The sequence below is a fragment of the Massilia putida genome, assembly GCF_001941825.1.
In the GTDB taxonomy this organism is placed as follows: domain Bacteria; phylum Pseudomonadota; class Gammaproteobacteria; order Burkholderiales; family Burkholderiaceae_D; genus Telluria; species Telluria putida.
The window spans coordinates 4410187-4433110 of the sequence record NZ_CP019038.1; the positions used below are offsets into that span (position 1 = coordinate 4410187).

The 22924-nt window shown below is 63.1% G+C and carries 21 protein-coding genes and 1 tRNA gene; 15 read left to right on the forward strand and 7 right to left on the reverse strand.

What is annotated here, in order from left to right; genetic code table 11:
• Positions 1 to 13 precede the first annotated feature (13 nt).
• The gene (locus BVG12_RS21725; RefSeq protein ID WP_075794224.1) at positions 14 to 1282 is read right to left on the reverse strand and encodes an efflux RND transporter periplasmic adaptor subunit; all 1269 of its coding nucleotides are present in this window, start codon (positions 1280 to 1282) and stop codon (positions 14 to 16) included.
• Between the two features lie 210 nt (positions 1283 to 1492).
• On the opposite strand from BVG12_RS21725, the gene BVG12_RS21730 reads away from it, so the two are divergent.
• Entirely contained in the window at positions 1493 to 3076 is a 1584-nt protein-coding gene (locus tag BVG12_RS21730) for a MutS-related protein (protein WP_075794225.1), read from the forward strand.
• 21 nt (positions 3077 to 3097) lie between these two features.
• Here BVG12_RS21730 and BVG12_RS21735 read toward each other — a convergent pair whose 3' ends face one another.
• Complete coding sequence (locus tag BVG12_RS21735; RefSeq protein ID WP_075794226.1) at positions 3098 to 4960, reverse strand: phosphoethanolamine transferase; 1863 nt, start codon at positions 4958 to 4960, stop codon at positions 3098 to 3100.
• Positions 4961 to 5343: 383 nt separating this feature from the next.
• Here BVG12_RS21735 and rpsL point away from each other — a divergent pair, with 383 nt between their 5' ends.
• The 6 genes from rpsL to BVG12_RS21765 all read left to right on the forward strand — a co-directional run bounded on the left by rpsL (position 5344) and on the right by BVG12_RS21765 (position 11344).
• Positions 5344 to 5727: a 30S ribosomal protein S12 gene (rpsL, locus tag BVG12_RS21740; RefSeq protein WP_036240557.1), complete on the forward strand. Its 384-nt coding sequence runs from the start codon at positions 5344 to 5346 to the stop codon at positions 5725 to 5727.
• A 126-nt stretch (positions 5728 to 5853) separates the two neighbouring features.
• Positions 5854 to 6324: a 30S ribosomal protein S7 gene (rpsG, locus tag BVG12_RS21745; RefSeq protein WP_075794227.1), complete on the forward strand. Its 471-nt coding sequence runs from the start codon at positions 5854 to 5856 to the stop codon at positions 6322 to 6324.
• Between the two features lie 134 nt (positions 6325 to 6458).
• The gene (gene fusA / locus BVG12_RS21750) at positions 6459 to 8564 is read left to right on the forward strand and encodes an elongation factor G (RefSeq protein ID WP_075794228.1); all 2106 of its coding nucleotides are present in this window, start codon (positions 6459 to 6461) and stop codon (positions 8562 to 8564) included.
• A gap of 129 nt (positions 8565 to 8693) precedes the next feature.
• Positions 8694 to 9884, forward strand: a complete 1191-nt coding sequence (tuf, locus tag BVG12_RS21755) for an elongation factor Tu (RefSeq protein WP_075794180.1) — start codon at positions 8694 to 8696, stop codon at positions 9882 to 9884.
• Positions 9885 to 10161: 277 nt separating this feature from the next.
• Positions 10162 to 10479: a 30S ribosomal protein S10 gene (rpsJ, locus tag BVG12_RS21760; RefSeq protein ID WP_005663509.1), complete on the forward strand. Its 318-nt coding sequence runs from the start codon at positions 10162 to 10164 to the stop codon at positions 10477 to 10479.
• Positions 10480 to 10741: 262 nt separating this feature from the next.
• Entirely contained in the window at positions 10742 to 11344 is a 603-nt protein-coding gene (locus BVG12_RS21765) for a PEP-CTERM sorting domain-containing protein (RefSeq protein ID WP_075794229.1), read from the forward strand.
• 101 nt (positions 11345 to 11445) lie between these two features.
• On the opposite strand, the gene BVG12_RS21770 is transcribed toward BVG12_RS21765, so the two are convergent.
• From BVG12_RS21770 to BVG12_RS21785, 4 genes are all read right to left on the reverse strand, one after another.
• Positions 11446 to 12819: an 8-oxoguanine deaminase gene (locus BVG12_RS21770; RefSeq protein WP_075794230.1), complete on the reverse strand. Its 1374-nt coding sequence runs from the start codon at positions 12817 to 12819 to the stop codon at positions 11446 to 11448.
• A gap of 142 nt (positions 12820 to 12961) precedes the next feature.
• Positions 12962 to 14311 carry a nucleobase:cation symporter-2 family protein gene (locus tag BVG12_RS21775; RefSeq protein ID WP_075794231.1) on the reverse strand — a complete coding sequence of 450 codons (1350 nt, stop codon included), beginning with the start codon at positions 14309 to 14311 and terminating at the stop codon, positions 12962 to 12964.
• 568 nt (positions 14312 to 14879) lie between these two features.
• Positions 14880 to 16346, reverse strand: a complete 1467-nt coding sequence (locus BVG12_RS21780; RefSeq protein ID WP_075794232.1) for an aminotransferase-like domain-containing protein — start codon at positions 16344 to 16346, stop codon at positions 14880 to 14882.
• Positions 16347 to 16355: 9 nt separating this feature from the next.
• Positions 16356 to 16940, reverse strand: a complete 585-nt coding sequence (locus tag BVG12_RS21785) for a LysE family translocator (RefSeq protein WP_075794233.1) — start codon at positions 16938 to 16940, stop codon at positions 16356 to 16358.
• Between the two features lie 386 nt (positions 16941 to 17326).
• On the opposite strand from BVG12_RS21785, the gene BVG12_RS21790 reads away from it, so the two are divergent.
• Entirely contained in the window at positions 17327 to 18328 is a 1002-nt protein-coding gene (locus BVG12_RS21790) for a LacI family DNA-binding transcriptional regulator (protein ID WP_075794234.1), read from the forward strand.
• Here BVG12_RS21790 and BVG12_RS21795 read toward each other — a convergent pair whose 3' ends face one another.
• Positions 18329 to 19399 carry a mechanosensitive ion channel family protein gene (locus tag BVG12_RS21795; protein ID WP_075794235.1) on the reverse strand — a complete coding sequence of 357 codons (1071 nt, stop codon included), beginning with the start codon at positions 19397 to 19399 and terminating at the stop codon, positions 18329 to 18331.
• A gap of 117 nt (positions 19400 to 19516) precedes the next feature.
• Between BVG12_RS21795 and BVG12_RS21800 the strand changes: the two genes are divergently transcribed.
• From BVG12_RS21800 to rplV, 7 genes are all read left to right on the forward strand, one after another.
• Positions 19517 to 19593, forward strand: a tRNA-Val gene (locus BVG12_RS21800).
• A 284-nt stretch (positions 19594 to 19877) separates the two neighbouring features.
• Entirely contained in the window at positions 19878 to 20534 is a 657-nt protein-coding gene (rplC, locus tag BVG12_RS21805; RefSeq protein ID WP_075794236.1) for a 50S ribosomal protein L3, read from the forward strand.
• A 3-nt stretch (positions 20535 to 20537) separates the two neighbouring features.
• On the forward strand, positions 20538 to 21158 hold the full coding sequence (gene rplD, locus BVG12_RS21810; RefSeq protein WP_036240331.1) for a 50S ribosomal protein L4: 621 nt from the start codon (positions 20538 to 20540) through the stop codon (positions 21156 to 21158).
• Positions 21155 to 21472: a 50S ribosomal protein L23 gene (rplW, locus tag BVG12_RS21815; protein ID WP_036240333.1), complete on the forward strand. Its 318-nt coding sequence runs from the start codon at positions 21155 to 21157 to the stop codon at positions 21470 to 21472. The genes rplD and rplW overlap by 4 nt, the downstream gene beginning before the upstream one ends.
• On the forward strand, positions 21472 to 22299 hold the full coding sequence (gene rplB, locus BVG12_RS21820) for a 50S ribosomal protein L2 (RefSeq protein WP_036240335.1): 828 nt from the start codon (positions 21472 to 21474) through the stop codon (positions 22297 to 22299). Before rplW ends, rplB begins: the two co-directional genes overlap by 1 nt.
• 9 nt (positions 22300 to 22308) lie before the next feature.
• Positions 22309 to 22584 (forward strand): 30S ribosomal protein S19, encoded by a 276-nt coding sequence (gene rpsS, locus BVG12_RS21825; protein WP_056449183.1) that lies wholly within the window; start codon positions 22309 to 22311, stop codon positions 22582 to 22584.
• Positions 22581 to 22913, forward strand: coding sequence for a 50S ribosomal protein L22 (rplV, locus tag BVG12_RS21830; protein ID WP_179966292.1), 333 nt, complete (start codon positions 22581 to 22583; stop codon positions 22911 to 22913). Before rpsS ends, rplV begins: the two co-directional genes overlap by 4 nt.
• Positions 22914 to 22924: the final 11 nt, after the last annotated feature.

Consider the following 22924-nt stretch of genomic DNA (forward strand, 5'->3'; position numbering starts at 1 on the left):
TCCTTTGGGTTCGTTATTGATTGATCGAGATACGCTGTGCGTTGTTGAAGGCGTCGGTGCCGGCAACGACGACCTTGTCGCCCTGCTTGAGGCCCGAGAGGATCTCGACGGCCGAGATGCTCGTGGCGCCCATGCGGATCGGCGTGCGCGTGGCGATCCCGTCGCGTACGACATAGGCATAGCGTCCGCCCTCGCTTTCGACGAACGGGCCGCGCGGCAGTGTCAAGACGTTCGGCTTTTCTTCGATGAGCAGGCGCGCCGTCACGCGCTGGCTCTGGCGCAGGCCCTTGGGCTGTTCGCCGTCGAAGCGCACGCGCGCCAGCACCATGCTCTTGACGACTTCCGGCGACAGCGCCGACAGCTTGCCCGTCGCGGTGCCCGAGGGCAGGGTAACCTCGGCGTTCATGCCCAGACCCAGGTCGGCCGCATACGTCTCGGGCACCTCGACCTCGACCTCGAGTTTCGACAGGTCGACGAGCGTCATCAGCGGCGCATTGGCCGCGACGACCATGCGGTCCTGCACGTTCAGGGTCCCGATGAAACCGTCGACGGGCGCGCGCACCGTCAGTTCGTCGACGCGGCGCTGCGCTTCTTCCATCGACAGGCGCGCGCGTTCCAGTTCATTGACCTTCGTCTTGAGCGCGAGCGCGACGTCCTCGCCCTCCAGCACGGACGCCTCGCTGGCGTGCTTCGCGCGGATCTGGGCCGACTGCAGCGCGTCCTTCGCTTTCTGGTAATCGATCTTGGCGATGACGCCCAGCTGGCCCACGCTGTCGTAGCGCTCCAGCGTGCGCTGGGCGGACAGGCGGTCGATCTCGGCGGTGTCGGCCTCCTTCTGGGCCAGCAGCTTCTGCTTGCGCGACAGGATCTGCTGGCGCGCCACCTCGGCCTTCAAGCCTTCGTAGGCCGACGTCTCGCGTTTCAGGACGTCCGTCAGGTCGGGCGATTCCAGCACGGCCAGCACCTGCCCCTTCTTGACGGTGTCGCCGGCGGCGACCTTCAGGTTGACGGTGGACGGCGCCTTGGCATACAAGGTCGGGCTGACGGCGGCGACGACGCGGCCGTTGACGGAGGCGTCGCGCACGAGGGTGCCGCGCGTGACCTCGGCGATGCGCAGGCGCGCCGCGCTGACGGACGCCTCGCTGCCGCGCCAGGTCGACACCAGGCCGGCGCACAGCGCGGCCACGATGACGGCGCTGCCGACCCACAGCACGCGGCGCTTGAGCCTGTAACCTGCCGGCGGAGCGATGACGGCGTCTTGTTCGGATGTATCGCGGATCATGATGTGGACACGGGTTGTGGACAGGGTTTGTATTTGCACGATCCATGCCAGAGGATAAACCGTTGATTTCATTGGGATCGAGCGCGGACACGGCCGCGTCCGCAGATGTCCGCGCGCGGCCCGGCCGGACAGTGCGGACGGTCTTGATATTCTGGAAAGTGGCCATAGTTTCTTGCCAATAATCATACGGTGCCGCCGTGGAAAGTCTGCATGACATCTTTCTTTTCCCGTCTATTGACGCTTCCCGACCCCGACCCCGACGACCACCCGTTCACGCCGGACGAGGTGACCGCCTTGCGCGCGGCCGTGCCGCCCGACGCCGACGATGTGCTGGACGACGCCACGTGGCGCGACCTGCTGCTGCACCGCTACACGGCGGCCATGCTGGCGCCCGGCACCAGCATCTTCGGCCGCCAGGTGCTGGAGCGCGACTTGCGCGGCGGCGTGAGCGACGACGCGGTGGCGGCGCGGCGCGCGCGTGTGCAGGCCCTGGTGGACGATCCCGCGCAACTGGACGCCCTGCGCCGCACGCTGGCGTGCCTGCGCCATGCCGACATCGACGTGGCCACCTTGCTGTTCGCGGACACGCAGCCGGTACGCCCTGGCTGGGTCGGCAGGCTGCTCTGGCTGCCCGTGCTGCTGGTGGCGTCGATCGCAGCCGCGCTGCTCGTATCGCCGTGGGGCTGGGTCGGCGTCGGCGTCGCGATGTACTTCCTCGTGATGGTGCACATGCGCTACCAGGACCGCATCGGCCGCTGGAGCCGCACCTTGCGCGCGCTGCAGATGCTGCTGCGGGCCTGCTCTCTGCTGGACGGCAGCGGTCTCGCGCTGGCGCGCGCGTTCGCGGGCCGCGCCGCGCCGGCGGGGCGCCTCTCCCGGTTGCTGGACCGCTCGTTGCTGGCCGCCTCCGGCGTGCCCGGCGCGCGCGAGTACGCGGACTGGTTCGCGGCCGCCGACGTGCGCCATTACTATCGCACGCTCGATGTCGTGTTCGGCCAGCGCGACTTTTTGCGCGCATGCTTCTGGCTGTGCGCGGAACTGGAAGCCGACGTGGCGCTGGCCCGTCACCTGCGCGGGCGGCAGGTCTGGTGCTGGGCGACGCGTAGCGATGCGCGCACGGTGGCGGTCGAGGGCGGCGTGCATCCGCTGCTCGACGAAGCGCGCGGACTGTCCGTAACGCTGGACGGCAAGGGCGCATTTTTGTCGGGCCAGAACGGCGTGGGTAAAAGCACTTTCTTGCGCATGCTGGGCCTGAATCTCGTGGTCGCGCGGGCGTTCGGCTTCGCCTACGCGCGCAGCGCGAGCCTGCCGGCGCTGCCGGTCGTGGCCAGCATGCAGAACGAGGATTCGCTGCTCGGTGGCCAGAGCTTATACATCGCGGAACTGGCGCGCGCGCGGTCGCTGCTGGCGCGGGCGCGCGGGGAACGGCCCGTCATCTGTCTGGTGGACGAAATCTTCCGCGGCACGAACCACGAGGAATCCGTATCGGCCGCGACGGCCGTCATCGACGAGTTGGCGCGGCATGCGCTGGTGGTCGTGTCGTCGCACAATCTCGTGCTGGGTTCGCTGCTGGCGCACGCGCTGGCGCCGTGGCGCATCGTGCCCGGCCCCGACGGCCTGATGATGGAGCGCGGCGTATTGGGCCGCACGAACGGCGTCGCGCTGCTGGCCGAGCACGGCTTCGACGCCGCCGTGCAGCGCAAGGCCGAAAAGGTTGCCGGCTGGCTGGCCAGCCAGCGCCAACAACTGGGGTCAGAGCCCGATTTTTGGAAATTGTCCAAAATCGGGCTCTGACCCCGGTTTGAGATGGCGCAATTAGTCGCGCGGCAGGGGCTTGCCTTTGGCGATGACTTCGTGGCAGTCGCCCTTGATGGTGGCGTTGTCGTAGTCGGTCCAGCCATAGCTGTCGACGTAGCGCTTGTGCTGCTTGAAGGCGGCGTTCACGAAGCTCCAGTCCAGGTGCTCGTCCGGGTAGCGGACGTCGCCCAGGTCGAGGAGCGTATGAAACATGTTTTCCGTCGCCAGCTTGGCCTTGCGGTGGCGGCGCAGCTGCGCGATCTTGTCCGGGAAGCGTTCCGCGTACGAATCCGAATACCAGGCGAACGCGGGGACGTGGAATTCGTATTGCGTGTTGTGGCCGTGGAAGGCGAGGCGGCAGCTGTTGTCGTACAGCGTCTGGCCGTGGTCGGCCACGTACAGCATGGCGGCCGGCTTGTCGGCGTCCTTCAGCGTCTTGACGACGTGGTCGAGGAACCAGTCCGTGTACAGGATCGAGCTGTCGTAGCTGTTGTTCAGCTTATCCTTGATCTTGATGTCCGTGTAGACGGGCTTGTCGACGCCGTACAGCGAGGGCAGCCATTTGTCGAACTGTTTCGGGTAGCGGTGGCTGTAGTTCCAGTGGCTGCCCAGCGTGTGCAGCACGATCAGTTTCTTCGGCGCCGGATCGGTCACGGCGTGTTTCAGCGGGCCGAACAGCACTTCGTCGTAATTCGAATTGTCCGTGAAGCCGCCCAGGTTCAGGAAGTCGACGACATCGGCCTCCTTCGCGAACACGGAGACCGGCGTGTCGAACTTGCCGAACGAGATCTGGTTCGACAGCCAGAACGTTTTATAGCCCGCCTCCTTGAACGCGGTCAGGAACGATTTTTCCGAGAACCCATCCTTGAGGCTTTGCGTGGCCGGCTTGCGCGAGATGATCACGGGCACCGACAGCCGCGTGGCGGACACGGACGTGATCACGTCGCGCAGCGGGACGACGTTCGCTTCCTGCGACAGCAGCGGGTTCGTCTCACGGTCATAGCCGTTGAGACTCCAGCGGTCGTAGCGCGACGATTCGCCGATCACCATGACGACGATCTGCGCCTCGTCGTTCGGCTCGGCCAGGTGGGCGTGGAAGCGGAAATGGGCGCTTCTGCGGTTGAGGTCGGCCAGGTAGACCCGCTCCTTGTAAAAGTCGACGCCGCGCGCGGCCAGGCCGAACGGCCAGGAATGGGCGAACATGTCGAGGTCGAACGGCAGCCGCATCCAGTGTGCCAGCGGCGGCAGCGATGCCGGACGGGGGACGCTGGACGCACGCGGCGGCACGGTCTCTTCGCTGGCGGAGTCGACGCTGTCGGGGGCGGACGCCTTCACGAGCCGGACGGCCGCCGCCGCCGGCGCGGCGCCTGCCAGCGGCGGCGGGGCGATGCCGTATTTCAGGCCGTAAGCGAACACGGCGGCCACCAGCGCCAGCACGCACAGCACGACGGGGCGGGAAATGTCTGCCCAGTCGAGGTCGCGCGTGCGCCAGCCCGCGATCCAGCTCGTGACGAACCACGCGAGCACGCCGATGAAGACGCCGATCAGCAGCCAGATCTTGTTGCCGAGGAATTCCATCGCTTCGGCCGGGCTCGTCTCCGCGATGATGCCGAGGTGGTGCGTGGAAATGCCCTGGCCGTAGAACACAAACAGGTAGAGTTCGACGGGCAGTGCCAGGAAGGCGGGCAGCAGCAGCCAGTGAAAATAAGCGGGGCGCTTGCACACGGCCCACACGCCCAGCCAGGCCAGCAGTTCGATGCCGGCCACCTGGCCGGGGTGCACGAGCGGCTGGCCGAACAGCGGCGCCACGTACGGTACGCAGGACAGCAGCAGATAAGTGAGCGCGACGTACAGGTTGCGCGGGCGTAGCAGAAATGACATCGAAGCGTGCGTGTGCGGCAGGGAGGGGGACGAAGTCGGCTATTATCCGATTTTTTTTGCCACAGGTAACGCTATTCCCTCTGCACAACGGATGAAATCAGGCGTACACTGGTTGTGTCGTTATCACGACAATCACACGGCCATTACACATTCTTCCGCCGCTGTCGCAGTGCCCAGTCAGCAAGTTTGTTGACCCGGCTCCGCTTCAGGTCTATACTCGCGAGTTCTCGAATTATTCTGCGCATGGTTTACGCATAACAGCCGCTCCCGCTGGTGAGTGGCTGTCGTCGCCTGTACGGACCCTGTCGGGACAAGGTTTCAGCCCCCGGGAAGCAAGAGCCCCGGGTCATCAACTAGTAGTCATTTTGTTGGATTTTTGAACGATGCCAACCATCAATCAACTGATTCGCAAGCCGCGTGAAGCCGCGGTTGTGAAGAGCAAGTCGCCGGCACTGGAAAACTGCCCGCAAAAGCGCGGTGTTTGCACCCGTGTCTACACGACGACCCCGAAGAAGCCGAACTCGGCACTGCGTAAGGTCGCCAAGGTTCGCCTGACCAACGGTTTCGAAGTCATTTCGTACATCGGCGGTGAAGGCCACAACCTGCAGGAACACTCGGTCGTGCTGATTCGCGGCGGTCGTGTGAAAGACTTGCCGGGTGTGCGTTACCACATGGTCCGCGGTGCACTGGATACCCAGGGCGTGAAAGACCGTAAGCAGGCCCGTTCGAAGTACGGTGCCAAGCGTGCCAAGGCTGCCAAGAAGTAATCTTCTTGCAATCTGGGTAAATTAATATTGAGTTAGTTGAGGCGGCCGGAAGGCCGAGTAAGTGAAGGGTCATGATGGCCTTTCGCGAGTGCGCAAGCACTCAACTGAAGACAAAAAGGAATTGAAATGCCACGTCGTCGTGAAGTACCTAAGCGCGAGATTCTGCCGGATCCGAAATTCGGCAACACCGATGTCGCCAAGTTCGTCAACGTTCTGATGCTGTCCGGTAAGAAGTCGGTCGCCGAACAGATCATCTACGGTGCATTCGACTACATCCAGTCCAAATCGGGCAAGGACCCGCTGGAAGTGTTCGCAACCGCCATCAACAACTGCAAGCCGATGGTCGAGGTGAAATCCCGCCGCGTCGGTGGCGCCAACTACCAGGTGCCGGTTGAAGTGCGTCCGGTCCGCCGTATGGCTCTGTCTATGCGTTGGTTGCGCGAAGCCGCAAACAAGCGTAGCGAGAAATCCATGCAGCAGCGCCTGGGTGGCGAGCTGATGGAAGCAGCCGAAGGCCGCGGCGGCGCGATGAAGCGTCGTGACGAGGTGCACCGTATGGCTGAAGCGAACAAGGCGTTCTCGCACTTCCGCTTCTAAGCAAGTGGCCAATCTCCTTGGGGGCAGAACGCCTCCGGGGTGGTGCGGCCATGCAGTATCCGTTGTTCAGGCCGAGCTCATTTTGATCACCAGAATGCTGCTCGGTTTTGTCCATTCAAAAGTTAGGAAAATTTATGGCACGCACTACCCCTATTGAGCGCTACCGTAACATCGGTATCTCCGCTCACATCGACGCCGGTAAGACCACCACCACCGAGCGCATCCTGTTCTACACCGGCGTGAACCACAAGATCGGTGAAGTGCACGACGGTGCAGCTACCATGGACTGGATGGAGCAAGAGCAAGAGCGCGGCATCACCATTACCTCGGCAGCGACGACCTGCTTCTGGAAGGGTATGGCCAACAACTTCGAGCCGCACCGCTTCAACATCATCGACACCCCGGGCCACGTCGACTTCACCATCGAGGTGGAGCGTTCGATGCGCGTCCTGGACGGCGCCTGCATGGTCTACTGCGCCGTGGGTGGCGTGCAGCCGCAGTCGGAAACCGTGTGGCGTCAGGCTAACAAGTACAAAGTCCCGCGTCTGGCATTCGTCAACAAGATGGACCGTACCGGTGCGAACTTCTTCAAGGTGTACGAGCAGATGCGTGCCCGCCTGAAGGCCAACCCGATCCCGCTGCAGATCCCGATCGGCGCCGAAGACAACTTCAAAGGCGTGGTCGACCTGGTCAAGATGAAGGCGATCTACTGGGACGACGCGTCGCAGGGCATGAAGTTCGACTACCGCGACGTGCCGGCCGAGCTGCTCGATCAGGCCAACGAATGGCGTGAAAAGCTGGTCGAGACCGCTGCTGAAGCGAGCGAAGACCTGATGAACAAGTATCTCGAAGAGGGCGAACTGTCCGAAGAAGAGATCAAGAAGGCACTGCGCGCACGTACCATCGCCGGCGAAATCGTCCCGATGATGTGCGGCACCGCGTTCAAGAACAAGGGCGTGCAGGCCATGCTGGACGCGGTCATCGAATACCTGCCGTCGCCGGTCGACATTCCGCCGGTCGCAGGTACCGACGAAGAAGACCAGCCGGTCACCCGCAAGGCCGACGACAGCGAGAAATTCGCTGCGCTGGCATTCAAGATCATGACCGACCCGTTCGTCGGCCAGCTGATCTTCTTCCGCGTGTATTCGGGCGTCATCAACTCGGGCGACACCGTCTACAACCCGATCAAGGGCAAGAAGGAACGCGTCGGCCGTATTCTGCAGATGCACGCGAACCAGCGCGAAGAGATCAAGGAAGTCCGTGCAGGCGACATCGCCGCAGCCGTGGGCCTGAAAGAAGCGACCACCGGTGAAACGCTGTGCGACCCGTCGGCACCGATCATCCTGGAAAAGATGGTGTTCCCGGAGCCGGTGATCCAGCAGGCCGTCGAGCCGAAGACCAAGGCCGACCAGGAAAAAATGGGTCTGGCACTGAACCGTCTGGCTCAGGAAGACCCGTCGTTCCGCGTGCGTACCGACGAAGAATCGGGCCAGACCATCATCGGTGGTATGGGCGAGCTGCACCTGGAGATCATCGTCGACCGCATGAAGCGTGAATTCGGCGTGGAAGCGACCGTCGGCAAGCCGCAGGTTGCCTACCGCGAAACGATCCGCAAGGCCGTCACCGACGTCGAAGGCAAGTTCGTCAAGCAGTCGGGCGGTCGCGGTCAGTACGGTCACGCCGTGCTGAACATCGAGCCGCAGGAGCCGGGCAAAGGCTTCGAATTCGTCGACGCCATCAAGGGCGGCGTGGTTCCGCGCGAATACATCCCGGCAGTCGAAAAGGGTGTGCGCGAGACGCTGTCGACCGGCGTGCTGGCCGGCTACCCGGTCGTGGACGTGAAGGTCACGCTGGTCTTCGGTTCGTACCACGACGTGGACTCGAACGAAAACGCGTTCCGCATGGCCGGTTCGATGGCATTCAAGGACGGCTGCCGTAAAGCCAACCCGGTCATCCTCGAGCCGATGATGGCCGTGGAAGTGGAAACGCCGGAAGACTACGCCGGTACCGTGATGGGCGACCTGTCGTCCCGCCGCGGCATGGTGCAGGGCATGGACGAGATCCCGGGCGGCGGCGGCAAGATCATCAAGGCCGAAGTCCCGCTGTCGGAAATGTTCGGTTACTCGACCGTGCTGCGTTCGGCAACGCAGGGTCGTGCGACCTACACGATGGAATTCAAGCACTATGCTGAAGCACCGAAGCATGTGATGGACGCCATCGTGACGGCAAAAGCCAAGTAATACACACCAACAGGCCGGGTGGTATCCCGCCCGGCCTGAACATGAGTTAGTTGAGGACGGCGCAGAAGGCGTAAACCCTGCTCCGTCCCACAATAAATAAAATAATTGTTCTTTTAAAGGAAGATCAAAATGGCAAAGGAAAAATTCGAACGGACCAAGCCGCACGTGAACGTCGGCACCATTGGTCACGTTGACCACGGCAAAACCACCCTGACGGCTGCAATCGCAACCGTTCTGTCGAAGAAATTCGGCGGCGAAGCCAAGGCGTACGACCAGATCGACGCGGCTCCGGAAGAAAAAGCACGCGGCATCACGATCAACACCGCGCACGTCGAGTACGAGACGGCCAACCGTCACTACGCTCACGTCGACTGCCCGGGCCACGCCGACTACATCAAGAACATGATCACCGGTGCTGCCCAGATGGACGGCGCGATCCTGGTGTGCTCGGCCGCTGACGGTCCGATGCCGCAGACCCGCGAACACATCCTGCTGGCGCGCCAGGTGGGTGTTCCGTACATCATCGTGTTCCTGAACAAGTGCGACCTGGTCGACGACGCGGAACTGCTGGAACTGGTCGAAATGGAAGTGCGCGAACTGCTGTCGAAGTACGAGTTCCCGGGCGACGACCTGCCGATCATCAAGGGTTCGGCGCGTATGGCGCTGGAAGGCCAGCCGGGCGAAATGGGCGAAGAGTGCATCATGCGCCTGGCCGAAGCGCTGGACACCTACATCCCGACGCCGGAACGTGCCGTTGACGGCGCCTTCCTGATGCCGGTGGAAGACGTGTTCTCGATCTCGGGCCGCGGTACCGTGGTGACCGGTCGTGTCGAGCGCGGCATCATCAAGGTCGGCGAAGAGATCGAAATCGTCGGCATCACCGATACCGTCAAGACGACCTGCACCGGCGTGGAAATGTTCCGCAAGCTGCTGGACCAGGGTCAAGCTGGCGACAACGTCGGCCTGCTGCTGCGCGGTACCAAGCGTGAAGACGTCCAGCGTGGTCAGGTTCTGGCCAAGCCGGGTTCGATCAAGCCGCACACCGACTTCACGGGCGAAGTGTACGTCCTGTCGAAGGACGAGGGCGGCCGTCACACCCCGTTCTTCAACAACTACCGTCCGCAGTTCTACTTCCGTACGACTGACGTGACCGGTTCGATCGTGCTGCCGGCCGACAAGGAAATGGTCATGCCGGGCGACAACGTGTCGATCACCGTCAAGCTGATCGCGCCGATCGCGATGGAAGAAGGTCTGCGCTTCGCAATCCGCGAAGGCGGCCGTACCGTCGGCGCCGGCGTGGTTGCCAAGATCCTGGCCTAATACGCTGAGGAGCCTGCCCTTGCAAGGGCAGGCCGCTACGCGGGCGCGGGACATGTCCCGCGAATTCCCCTCTGCGCCGTGGTTGCCAAGATCCTGGCCTAATCGCCTGATCAAGTAGTCGCAATGAGACAGAAGGGGCAGAGCGCAAGTTCTGTCCCTTCTGTCTGTGCAGTTCGAGGTGAAACGGTGTTATACTGCCGTCCCCTCCGCAGTACACGCAGTACCTAATACATGATTGCCGGCCCCGTGCCGGTTCGTTCTTTTTTAAGGAAATAGCATGTCCGCTCCGAATCAGAAAATCCGTATCCGCCTGAAAGCGTTCGACTACAAGCTGATCGACCAGTCCGCCCTGGAAATCGTCGACACCGCCAAGCGCACCGGTGCAGTCGTCAAGGGCCCGGTTCCGCTGCCGACCCGCATCCAGCGTTTCGACGTGCTGCGTTCCCCGCACGTCAACAAGACCTCGCGCGACCAGTTCGAAATCCGTACGCACCAGCGTCTGATGGACATCGTGGACCCGACGGACAAGACCGTTGACGCGCTGATGAAGCTGGACCTGCCGGCTGGCGTCGACGTCGAAATCAAGCTGCAGTAATAGTTTCAGCGCCACGGCGGCCTTGCCGCCGGCGCATGCAGAACGGCCCATCTGTTTCGGCAGATGGGCCGTTAGCATTTGTGGCGCCGGATTCGATGATCAAGCGCCATGCCTGCGGGCAATACTTTGCTGTCGGAATTTTTTACATCTTTTCGCTCCGCCCAACCGTGCGTTTCGTAACGTGCTGAATATCAACATTTTTTTCCTTGGATCAATTTTTGCTACATCGTAAATACCAAACCTAGTTTACGAAAGGAAAAAAATGAACAAGACCCTTCACACCCTGTTCGTCGGCGCCGCCCTCCTGCTGGCGGCGTCCGCCCAAGCGACGCCGCTGCTTAACAGTACCGGACTGAGCGGTACTGTGACTCACGAAAACTTCAATGTGAATGCCGGTGCCAACACGGCAGCCGCCGGCCAGTTCGGCAACATCACGTTCGGGCCCGGCGACTATATCAGCAATGACTACGCCGGCTCCTTCGCGAACATGAATGGAAGTGTGATCGCCAATTTCTACCCTTGCTGCACCGCCTCGACTTCTTTCACGTTCAACGCACCTGTGTCGGACGTCGCGTTTGCCTTCGTGACCAACCCGGGCACGTCGATGTTCTCTGCCTATCTGGGCAGCACGCTGGTCGAGACGTTCACTGCCGCAACCGGCTACAGCGGCACGTATTACGGCTTCGAAAACACCGTGTTCGACACCGTGCGTATCGACACCTCCGGCGCCGGTAGTAACATGGCGTACATCCTGGACGACATGCAATATCGCGCCGCCGCCGACGTACCCGAGCCGGCTTCGCTGGCCCTGGTCGGTCTTGGCCTGGCCGGTGTGCTCGTCGCCCGTCGCCGCCAGCGCGGTTGATTTCATACCACGCCCGACGCCCGCACCACAGGCCGGGCGCCGGCGAGCGCCGCCGGGGTGTCAACCCGGTGGCGCCCTCGGGTTGACTGGCGGATTACGGTCTATGCTGTGCGCATCCCCGCCGCCTGGGCCAGATCGGCCGCCAGCCGGTTATGCCGCTCCAGCACGACCGCCAGGTCGACCGTCCGCAACACCCCATCCTTCACGACCACTTTCCCGTCGATGACGCTGTGATTCACGTTGGCCGGCGTGCAGAACACGAGCGCCGCGACCGGGTCGTGCAGCGCGCCCGCGAAGCCGACGCCATCCAGCTTGAACATGACGATGTCGGCCGACATGCCCGGAGACAGGCTGCCGATGTCATCGCGGTTCAGCACTTTCGCGCCGCCCAGCGTGGCCAGTTCCAGCGCCTGGCGCGCCGTCATCGCGTCCGGACCGAAGCCTACGCGCTGCAGCAGCATCGCCTGGCGCACCTCGCCCAGCATGTGCGCGCCGTCGTTCGACGCGCTGCCGTCCACGCCCAGGCCCACCGGCACGCCCGCGTCGACCATCTTACGCACCGGCGCGATGCCGGACGCGAGGCGCATGTTCGAGCACGGGCAGTGCGCGACGCCGGTGCCCGTCCTTGCGAACAACCGCACCCCCGCGTCGTCCAGCTGGACGCAGTGCGCATGCCACACGTCGTGGCCCACCCAGCCGCAGTCCTCCGCATATTCCGCCGGCGTCATGTTGAATTTCTCGCGGCTGTAGGCGATGTCGTTGACGTTTTCGGCGAGGTGCGTGTGCAGCGACACGCCGTGGCTGCGCGCCAGCAGCGCCGCTTCCTTCATCAGGTCGCGCGACACGGAGAACGGCGAGCAGGGCGCCACGACGATGCGCTGCATGGCGTGGCGCGAAGCGTCGTGGTACGTCTCGATCAGGCGCTGCGTGTCCTTCAAAATCGCGGCTTCGTCTTCCACGACGCTGTCCGGCGGCAGGCCGCCTTTCGAGCGGCCCACGCTCATCGACCCGCGCGCCGCGTGGAAGCGCATGCCGATGGTGTGCGCGGCCTCGATGCTGTCGTCCAGGCGGCAATCGTTCGGGTAGATGTACAGGTGGTCGCTGCTCGTCGTGCAGCCGGAGAGGATCAATTCGGCCATCGCCGTCAGGGTCGACACGTGGACCATCTCGCCCGTCAGGTTCGCCCAGACGGGATACAGATTCGTCAGCCAGTTGAACAACTCGCCGTCCTGCGCGGCCGGGATCACGCGCGTGAGGCTCTGGTACATGTGGTGGTGTGTGTTGACGAGGCCGGGCATGACCACGTGGCCGCGCGCGTCGATCACCTCGTCGGCGCCTTGCGGGAGGTCGTCCGTCGTGCCCACCCGTTCGATCACATTGCCGCGCACGAAGACGGCGCCATCTGGAATTTCGCGGCGTTGTTCGTCCATCGTCACGAGGACGCGCGCGTTCTTGATCAGGAGAGTTTTGCTCATAGGTTTTCCACTTTTTGGTTTTCAACACTGCGGAAACAATGCGCGGGCACTGCGGAAACAATGTCGGAATAAAAAACCGCGCCGGCGCATGTCGATGACATGGCCGGCGCGGAACCGACTGCCGGACAGGGGCAGTATTCTGTTACGCCACCTCCAGGTCTTTCACCAGCAGGGGCTGGGGCACGTCCTCGTCGTCGTCGTGAACTTCGACCGGGCGGTTCGGCAGGATCAGGTTCAGCACGACGGCCATGATGGCGCCCGTGCTGATGCCGGAACCGAAGATTTCGTTGACGAACGCCGGCAGCTTGGCCAGCAGTTCCGGACGCACGCTGACGGCCAGGCCGCAGCCGATCGACACGGCGATGATGAGGCCCGTGCGCTTGTCGTGCTCGACCTTGCCCAGCATCTGCACGCCGGCCGCGAGAATCATCGCGAACATCATGAGGCCGGCGCCGCCCAGCACGGGCTGCGGGATCGTGACGACGACGGCGCCCAGCACCGGGAACAGGCCGGCCAGGGCCAGCATCACGCCCGTCAGCGCGACGACGTGGCGGCTGGCGACGCCCGTCAGCGAGATGACGCCGACGTTCTGCGCGAACGTCGACATCGGCGGCGCGCCCAGGGTCGAGGCGAAGGCAGAGCCGACGCCGTCGCACAGCACGCCGCGCTTGAGCAGGCTGCCGCGCATCTTGGTCTCGGTCGCCGCGCCCAGCGCCATGAAGGTGCCGGTCGTTTCGACCATCGTGACGACGTAGGCGAGGCCCATCGCGAGGATGCCGCTGACCGGGAAGGTCATGCCGAAGTACAGCGGCTGCGGCAGGGCGAACACGGCGGCGCGCCGGACGCTCGAGAAGTCGACCAGCCCCAGGCCCAGGCAGATGGCGTAGCCGACCGCGATGCCGATCACGATGGCGGATGCAGAGATGATGCCCTTGCCGAACTGGACGAGCGCGACGACGACGGCCAGCACGAACAGCGCGATGCCCAGATTCGTCGGGGCGCCGTAATCGGCGGCGCCCTTGCCGCCGGCCGCCCAGTCGACGGCGACGGGGACGAGCGACAGGCCGATCATCGTGACGACGACCGCCGTCACCTGATGCGGGAACAACTTGCGGATCTGCGGCATGAAGAAACTGCCCACGATCATGATCACGGACCCGGCGAGCGACGACCCGAGAATGCCCGCGACGCCGTGCTCGAAGCCGATGCTGATGGCCGCGCCGACGAAGGCGAAACTGGTGCCCATCACGCAGGGCAGGCGGATGCCGATCGGGCCGACGCCCTTGCACTGGATGATCGTGACGATGCCGGAGCCCAGCAGCGCCGCGTTGACGAGGGCGACGACCTGGTCCGCGGGCAATTTGAGGATGGCGCCGACGACGAGCGGTACCGCGATGATGCCGCCGAGCGCGGCAAGCATGTGCTGGGCCGCAAGAAGCGTCGTGGTGATGAGGGGCGGCCGGTCGTCGACCTTGTACAGCAGATTGTTCATGTGTGTCTCCGTCGAATGTTGTCCTGAGTACGTCGAGGTGATCCGGACAGTGGAGTACAGTCAACCACGGCAGGCAATCCGGGATCCGGATGCAACCGAAGTGCGGGTGGGGCCGGGGTGCGGCCGGGAACGCGATGACGTCTCCACAAAAGCTTAAGGCCACTCTGCGGCGGCTTTCTATTCAAATGATGATGCCGCCGCGTGCCGGCACTGTCAACGAATTTGTATACAGTTTATATCTGGGCGAAAGGTGAAGGATTCGCCCATTCACAGAGGGGAAATCGGCGATTTGTGTGCCTGTTGTATACAATTATTCACGACGGTTTTGCGTGAAAATATCAGATCGACGTCCCGTGCCGGCCTGTTAAGATGTTGCTTCGACATTAAGAAGAGCCGTTGCCATGTCTAAATCGCAGGCACATCGACTGCGTATCCGGCAAGGCTGGCTGCGTAATCGGGTAATCCCGATCAGTCGGTCCGGCAAGGTGATTGCATAGGTTAGCCACCTCGGACTGAATGCTTTGCGCTGTCTCGATGACGTGCAAAGGAAGGAGGGCGCAGCCGATACTCAGGACTTGCGCTCGATGCCGGCGGCGCCGCTGGCGCGTGCCAGGCTTGAGCGCGCGCCTGCCACCGCGCGCAGGCGTTCTTGAAGGTAGGCGCTCACGCGGGGATGCTGGCTGAAGGCGACGTTGAAGCGGATGTGCTGGTCGGGCGTGTCGTTAGCCGAGAACGCGGCGCCGCGCATCATCAGGATCTTGTTGCGGTAGGCGTCCTGCACCAGCAAGTCCACGTCCAGCCCTTCGGGCATGGTGCCCCACAGGAAAATTCCTGCGTCGCCGGGCTGCTCGAACAGCACGCCGGCCGCGCTCAGTTGCTGCATGCTGGCGTTGCGCGCGACCATGATCTTGCGTTGCAGCCGCTCCAGGTGCTTGCGCAGGTTGCCGGCCTTGAGCACTTCCAGCAGAACGTATTCGTTCAACGCAGGCAAAGTCATGATGGCGTGGATCTTGGTTCGCATCAGCAGCTTGAGCAGGGCGGGCGCCGCGGCCAAGTAGCCCATGCGCAGGGCCGGGCTCAGCGCCTTGCACAGGCTGGAGTAGTAGATCACGCCGTTCAGGCCGGACAGTGATGCCAGCCGCGTGCTGTGGCTCTGTTGGAAATGCCCGTGCACGTCGTCTTCGGCGATCAGGAAGCCATACTGCTGCGCCATGATCAGCACCTTGTGCAGGTTGGCGGCGCTACTGCTCCACCCGGTGGGATTGTGCAAAGCCGTCTGCACGAACAGCAGGCGCGGACGGTGCGCGTGGCAGGCGGCTTCCAGTTCGTCCAGGTCGAGGCCATCGGGGCGGCGCTTGATGGGCACCAAGCGCACGCCGTCCTGGCCTAGCCTGCCGAACATCAGGAAGTATCCGGGGTCTTCCACCAGCACCGTATCGCCGGGCTGTAGAAACGTGCGGCAGATCAGATCGATTGCATGGGTGCCGCCGAAAGTGGTGAGGATGTGGCTGGCGTCCGCAGCGATGCCGATCCCGCGCAACAGCAGCGCGATCTGCTCGCGCAGTTCGGCCAGCCCTTGCGGCGGACAGCGCGAGGCCATGCCGGCCGCGCTGCGCGCCAGGCCACGTTGCACGGCGGCCGCCGGTACCGCGTCCTGCAGCCAAGTGGGCGGCAAGGCGCCGCTGCTGGCCAGCAGCACGCCCGGCCGCTGGTCGTTCACTTGCTGGATCAGCCAAACCGGCTCCTGCTCCTGGCCCGCTTCCAGCGCCACCTCGTCGGGAATGGCGCGGCTGGCGTCAACTGGTGCGCGGACGAAGAAGCCCGCCGTGCCGTGCGTATCGATGACGCCTGCGGCCACCAGCCTGTCATAAGCCGCCACCACGGTGTTGGTGCTAACCGCGAGCTGCGTGGCGAGCTGGCGGATCGACGGCAGCTTGGTCCCGCCAGGCAGGACGCGTTGCGCGATCTGCTGGCGCAATGCGGCCTCAATCTGCTCGAACAGGGCGATGGGCGAGGAGCGGTCGATGGGAAACATGGTCGAAGTCTAGCGTAAAAGCATCACGGCCAGGAGCAGCAGGATGGCACCCATCACCAGATTGAATATGCGCTGGTTGCGGGGCGCTTGCAGCACGCTGCGGATCGAGACGCCGAACAGCGCCCACATGGTGTTGCACGGCATGCCCACCACGGTGCCGATCACGGACACCAGCAGCGCGCTGGCGAGCATGTTGCTCTGCGAAGGCATGAAGACCGATGCCACGGTGATCGCCTTGAGCCAGCTCTTGGGGTTCAGCGCCTGAAACAGCCCCGCCTGCGTAAACGACACGGCCTTCGGTGCGCTGGTTCCCGCCACCGAGACACCGGCAAGCTTCCAAGCCAAAAACATCAGGTACAGCGCGCCCGCGATCCGCAGTACCTGCTGCGCCATCGGGTACGCGACGAACACGCTGCCCAGCCCCACGCACATGAGCATGGTCTGCACGAAGATGCCGACCTGGATGCCGAGGATAACCGGCAGCGCACCGCGATAGCCGAAATTGGCGCCGGTGGTGGCAAGCATGACGTTGTTCGGTCCGGGCGTTGCGGACATCACAAAGCAATAGCTCATCAGGGGCAGGAGTTCGGTCATGGTATGCAGTCGTAGCGTTGAGAAAGCCCGAGTCTAGAAGCGTGGCACGGCAGGGACAAGGCACAAGGCGCCGTGTACGAGCACATGCTGTATCGGTCGAACCACTGCTACAGCGGCGATACAGGCCGCCCCGCCCGGACAAACCTCAGAAACGTCGTTTCATCTGTTACGGCCGCGTCGCCTCTTGATAAGCCAAATGCCGTCCTGATCTTGAATGACAGCCGTCCCGTGCGCCTGACCCATTGGGGCCCAACGCGGCGGGCTGGAATGCGTGTTCCTGTACGTGGGCCGTCCGGACGCGCTGGCCGCGGCGCCGGGCCACGCATAAGCAGCTGTTGTAATTACTGAAACACATCGGTGATAATCGCGCCTCAGGAGGAATCGCGATGGCGACCATGAAGCAGGTAGCGGAGCGTGCCGGGGTGTCGATCTCCACGGTGTCGCACGTGATCAACAACACGCGCGTCGTCAGCGATGACGTGCGTCAGCGGGTGCTGGGCATCATCGACGAGATGCGCTACATCCCCAGCGCCGTCGCCCGCAGCCTCAAGAACGACAAGACCTACACCATCGGTGTCCTCGTGCCGAACTCGTCCAATCCATATTTTGCCGAACTGATCCGCTGGATCGAGGACGCGGCATTCGAGCTCGGCTACAACATCATCCTGTGCAATGCGCACGGCGGCGGGCACAAGCAGACGGCTTATCTGCGCCTGCTGATGGAAAAGCGCATCGACGGATTGGTCCTCGTCGCCAGCGGCGCCGACGACGAACAGGATCTGCTGTTGCGCCACGAAGCCGTGCCCATCGTCCAGCTGGAGCGCGCGCTGCCCGGGCTCGATGCCGACCTGATCCAGGCCGGCGAGGAAGAGGGCGGCTACGACGCCACGCGCCATCTGATCGAGCTGGGGCACCGGGACATCGTCTGCGTGTCCGGCCCGGCCGACCTGCCGCGCACGCGCGAACGGGTGGGCGGGTTCATGCGCGCGATGGCGGAGGCCGGCCTGGCGCTGACGCCTGACCGCATCGTGCACGAGGAATTCACGAGCGCCGGCGGCCACGCAGCTTTTACGCGCCTGCTGGCCCGGCCGCAGCGGCCGGCGGCGGTGTTCGTCACGAGCGACCTGATGGCGCTGGGCGGCCTGTGCGCCGCGGGTGCCGCCGGCGTGCGTGTGCCGGCGCAGATGTCCGTCGTGGGCTTTGACGACATCGCCGGCGCCGGCTATGCGCTGCCGCCGCTGACGACGGTGGCGCCGCCCAAGCGCGACATGGCGAATCTCGCCATCGAGCTGCTGATCGACCGCATACGGGGCGAGCGCACGCCGCTGCGCAGCACGGCGCTGGCCAGCACCCTGGTCGTGCGCGCGTCGACGGCGCCGCCGCAGTAGTTACGCCGCGGCGCCGTCGGTGCCGGCCGGCGCGCGCGCGTCGTGCAGATGCAGCGTCTGCGTCGGGAACGCGAACTCGATCTCCAGGGCCGCGAACCGGTCGATGATCTGCAGATAGATCTCCTGCTGGATATCCATGTAACGGTTGAAATCCGCCGTCTCGACCCAGTACACGACGTCGAAATTCAGCGACGACGCGGCCATGCCGCTGAAGTGGGCGCGGTCGAACGTCACGGGCTCCTGCGCCTTGACGATCTCGGTCAGCATGGCCGGAATCCGGCGCAGCTTGGCCGTCGGCGTGTCGTAGGTGACGCTGACCGTGAACGCGGCGCGGCGCCGGTTCATGCGCGTCATGTTCTGCAGGCGGCTCTTGAGCAGGTCGGCGTTCGAGAACACGAGCTGCTCGCCGCCCAGGCTGCGCAGCCGGGTCGTCTTGAGACCCACGTATTCCACGGTGCCCAGGTATTTGTCGACGATGATGAAGTCGCCGATGACGAAGGGCTTGTCGAGCACGATGGACAGCGAGGCGAACAGGTCGCCAAGAATGTTCTGGACGGCGAGTGCCACCGCGATACCGCCGATGCCGAGCGAGGCGACGAGGGTCGTGATGTTGACGCCGAGATTGTCCAGCACCATCAGCAGCAGCACGGTCCACAGCACCGTCTGCGCGATGAAACCGACGGCCGCCGCCGACGTGGCGCGGGCCGGATCGCCGGCGCGGTTCTGGTAATAATCCGTCAGCCAGGCGCGCAGCGCGCGGTGGCCCCACAGGGCGGCCTGGATCAGGCCGGTGACGATGGCGACCCGCGTCGCGAACAGGTGCGCCTCCGGCGGCAGGACGAGGAACTTGCTGCCGGCGAACAGGCCCATGATGACGATGGACAGCAGTCGGGTGCCGTCGAGCGCTTCGACGGCGATGTCGTCGAGCCGGGTCTCGGTGCGGGCGGCCAGCTTGCGCATATGGTGCACACCCAGCCGCTTGGCGACGTACAGGGCCAGCGCCACCCCGGCCGCGATGCCGAGGGCCGTCATCCAGGCCAGTGTCGTGTTATTGAAGAACACCAGGTTCATCCGATCATCCTTTCGTGATACTTGCCGGGCCTCATTGTAAGGGCACCCTGTGACGCACAAGTTTTTTCGGATGGGTATTGCGCTTTGCTAAAACATGCTCGTATAATGCGGCTCCCCGGGCGGTTAGTTCAGCTGGTTAGAATACTTGGTCGACATCCAAGGGGTCGCAGGTTCGAATCCTGCACCGCCCACCAGAATTCCTCCAAATCGCAGGCCTCGAGCCTGTAGAGAAAAGACGCCAAGGTGTCTTTTCTGTGCCGTTCAGCTCGAACGGATTCTTTGATCTCCATGACTCTAGCGTAAAACGCAACAGGCCGCGTCAACTTCGCATTCTCTTGTTGCGTCGATCCGTGGCGCGCGCTATACTAGCCGGCTTCGGTGTGGGCCTATCTTTTTTCGGCCCACGCGTTTAAGAGGAAGTGTAAAAGCTTCCGATAGTCAACTAGCCCGCCCAATCGTAGGTGGGAATGGAGAAAAAATGAGCCTGGGCCTTCTCGGTCGCAAGGTTGGCATGATGCGCATCTTCACGGACGACGGCGATTCGATCCCCGTTACCGTGCTGGACGTGTCGAACAACCGTGTTGCGCAAATCAAAACTCCTGAAACTGATGGTTATGCCGCAGTTCAGGTCGTCTACGGTCAACGTCGCGCTTCCCGCGTGAACAAGGCCGCTGCCGGTCACTACGCCAAAGCTGGCGTCGAAGCAGGCACGATGCTGAAGGAATTCCGTATCGACGCCGCACAAGCCGCTGGTTTCAAAGCCGGCGACGCAGTCAACGTCTCGCTGTTCGAAGTGGGCCAGAAGATCGACGTGCAAGGCACCTCGATCGGTAAAGGCTACGCCGGTACCATCAAGCGTTACAACTTCTCGTCGGGTCGCGCCACCCACGGTAACTCGCGTTCGCACAACGTGCCGGGTTCCATCGGTATGGCACAGGATCCGGGCCGCGTGTTCCCGGGTAAGCGCATGACCGGTCACATGGGTGACGTCACTGTCACCACGCAGAACCTGGAAATCGCCCGTATCGACGCCGAGCGTCAACTGCTGCTGGTTAAGGGTGCCGTTCCTGGCGCCAAGAACGGTCAAGTGATCGTCAAGCCGGCAGTCAAAGTCAAAGCCAAGAAAGGAGCGTAAGAGATGGAACTGAAGCTCCTGAATGAGCAAGGCCAAGCTGGCGCCGCAGTCAACGCCGCCGACACCGTGTTCGGCCGTGACTACAACGAAGCCCTGATCCACCAGATCGTGGTCGCCTACGCCGCCAACGCGCGCAGCGGCAACCGCAAGCAGAAGGATCGTGAAGAAGTCTCCCACACGACCAAGAAGCCGTGGCGTCAAAAAGGTACGGGCCGCGCTCGTGCCGGTATGTCGTCGTCGCCGCTGTGGCGCGGTGGTGGTCGCATCTTCCCGAACTCGCCGGACGAGAACTTCACGCACAAGGTCAACAAGAAGATGCATCGCGCAGGTATCTGCTCGATCTTCTCGCAGCTGGCCCGCGAAGACCGCCTGAACGTCATCGAGAACCTGACCGTCGAAGCACCGAAGACCAAGCTGCTGTCGCAAAAGCTGCAGGGCATGGGTCTGGACTCGGTCCTGGTGATCACCGACACCATCGATGAAAACCTGCTGCTGGCATCGCGCAACCTGCCGAACGTGCTGGTTGTCGAGCCGAAGCATGCCGACCCGATGTCGCTGGTGTTCTACAAGAAAGTCCTGGTCACCAAAGCTGCTCTGGCCAAGATCGAGGAGATGTACGCATGAGCGCCGCAATCAAATTCAGCGAAGAGCGCCTGATGAAGGTGCTGCTGGCTCCGGTCATTTCCGAAAAGGCGACCTTCGTCGCGGAAAAGAACGAACAGATCGTGTTCAAGGTCCTGCCGGACGCGACCAAGCCGGAAATCAAAGCCGCCGTCGAACTGCTGTTCAAGGTGGAAGTGGAATCGGTGCAGACCGTGAACCGCGAAGGCAAGCAGAAGCGTTCGGGCCGTTTCACCGGTCGTCGCAACCACACCAAGCGCGCTTTCGTGGCCCTGAAGCCGGGCCAGGAAATCAATTTTGTCGAGGAGGCTAAATAATGGCACTCGTAAAGATGAAGCCAACCTCCCCAGGCCGCCGCGGCATGGTGAAGGTTGTGAACGCCGACCTGTACAAGGGTCGTCCGTTCGCAGCCCTGGTTGAGAAGAAATCGAAGACCGCCGGCCGTAACAACAACGGTCACATCACCACCCGCCACATCGGCGGTGGTCACAAGCACCACTACCGCGTGGTCGACTTCAAGCGCAACAAGGACGGTATCCCGGCCAAGGTCGAGCGCATTGAATACGACCCGAACCGCAGCGCGCACATCGCTCTGGTGTGCTACGCCGACGGTTTCCGCGCGTACATCATCGCCACCAAGGGCATGGCCGTGGGCGATACCGTCATGAACGGCTCGGAAGCGCCGATCAAGTCGGGTAACTGCCTGCCGATCCGTAACATTCCGGTCGGTACCACCATGCACTGCGTCGAAATGCTGCCGGGTAAGGGTGCTCAGATGGCCCGTACCGCAGGCGCCGGCGTCGTGCTGATGGCCCGCGAAGGTACCTACGCTCAGGTTCGCCTGCGCTCGGGTGAAGTGCGCCGCGTGCACATCGAGTGCCGCGCAACGGTTGGCGAAGTCGGCAACGGCGAGCACAACCTGCGCAAGATCGGTAAAGCCGGTGCAATGCGCTGGCGCGGTGTCCGCCCGACCGTTCGCGGTGTGGTGATGAACCCGATCGACCACCCGCACGGTGGTGGTGAAGGTCGTACGGCTGCCGGTCGTCACCCGGTGTCGCCATGGGGCCAGCAGACGAAGGGTAAGAAGACGCGTTCGAACAAGCGCACTTCTTCGATGATCGTTTCGCGCCGCGGCAAGAAATAAGGATAAGACATGACTCGTTCATTGAAAAAAGGGCCGTTCATTGACGCCCACCTGGTGAAAAAAGTCGAGACCGCGCAAGCGAACAAAGACAAAAAGCCAGTCAAAACCTGGTCGCGCCGCTCGACGATCACCCCGGACTTCATCGGTCTGACGATCGCCGTCCACAACGGTAAAGTGCACGTGCCGGTGTACGTGTCCGAGAACATGGTGGGTCACAAGCTGGGCGAATTCGCCCTGACCCGCACGTTCAAGGGCCACGCCGCTGACAAGAAGGCGAAGAAATAATGGAAACTAAAGCTATCCTCAAAGGCGTCCGCCTGTCGGAACAGAAAGGCCGCCTCGTCGCCGATCTGATCCGCGGCAAGAAAGTCGACGCCGCGCTGAACATCCTGCAGTTCAGCCCGAAGAAAGGCGCGACCATCATCAAGAAGGTGCTGGAGTCCGCAATCGCGAACGCCGAGCACAACGATGGTGCCGACATCGACGAACTGAAAGTGGTTCAGATCTATGTCGAAAAGGGCCCGATCCTGAAGCGCTTTACGGCACGTGCCAAAGGCCGCGGTGATCGCATTTCGAAACAATCCTGTCACATCTTCGTGACTGTCGGTAACTAAGGAGTCACACG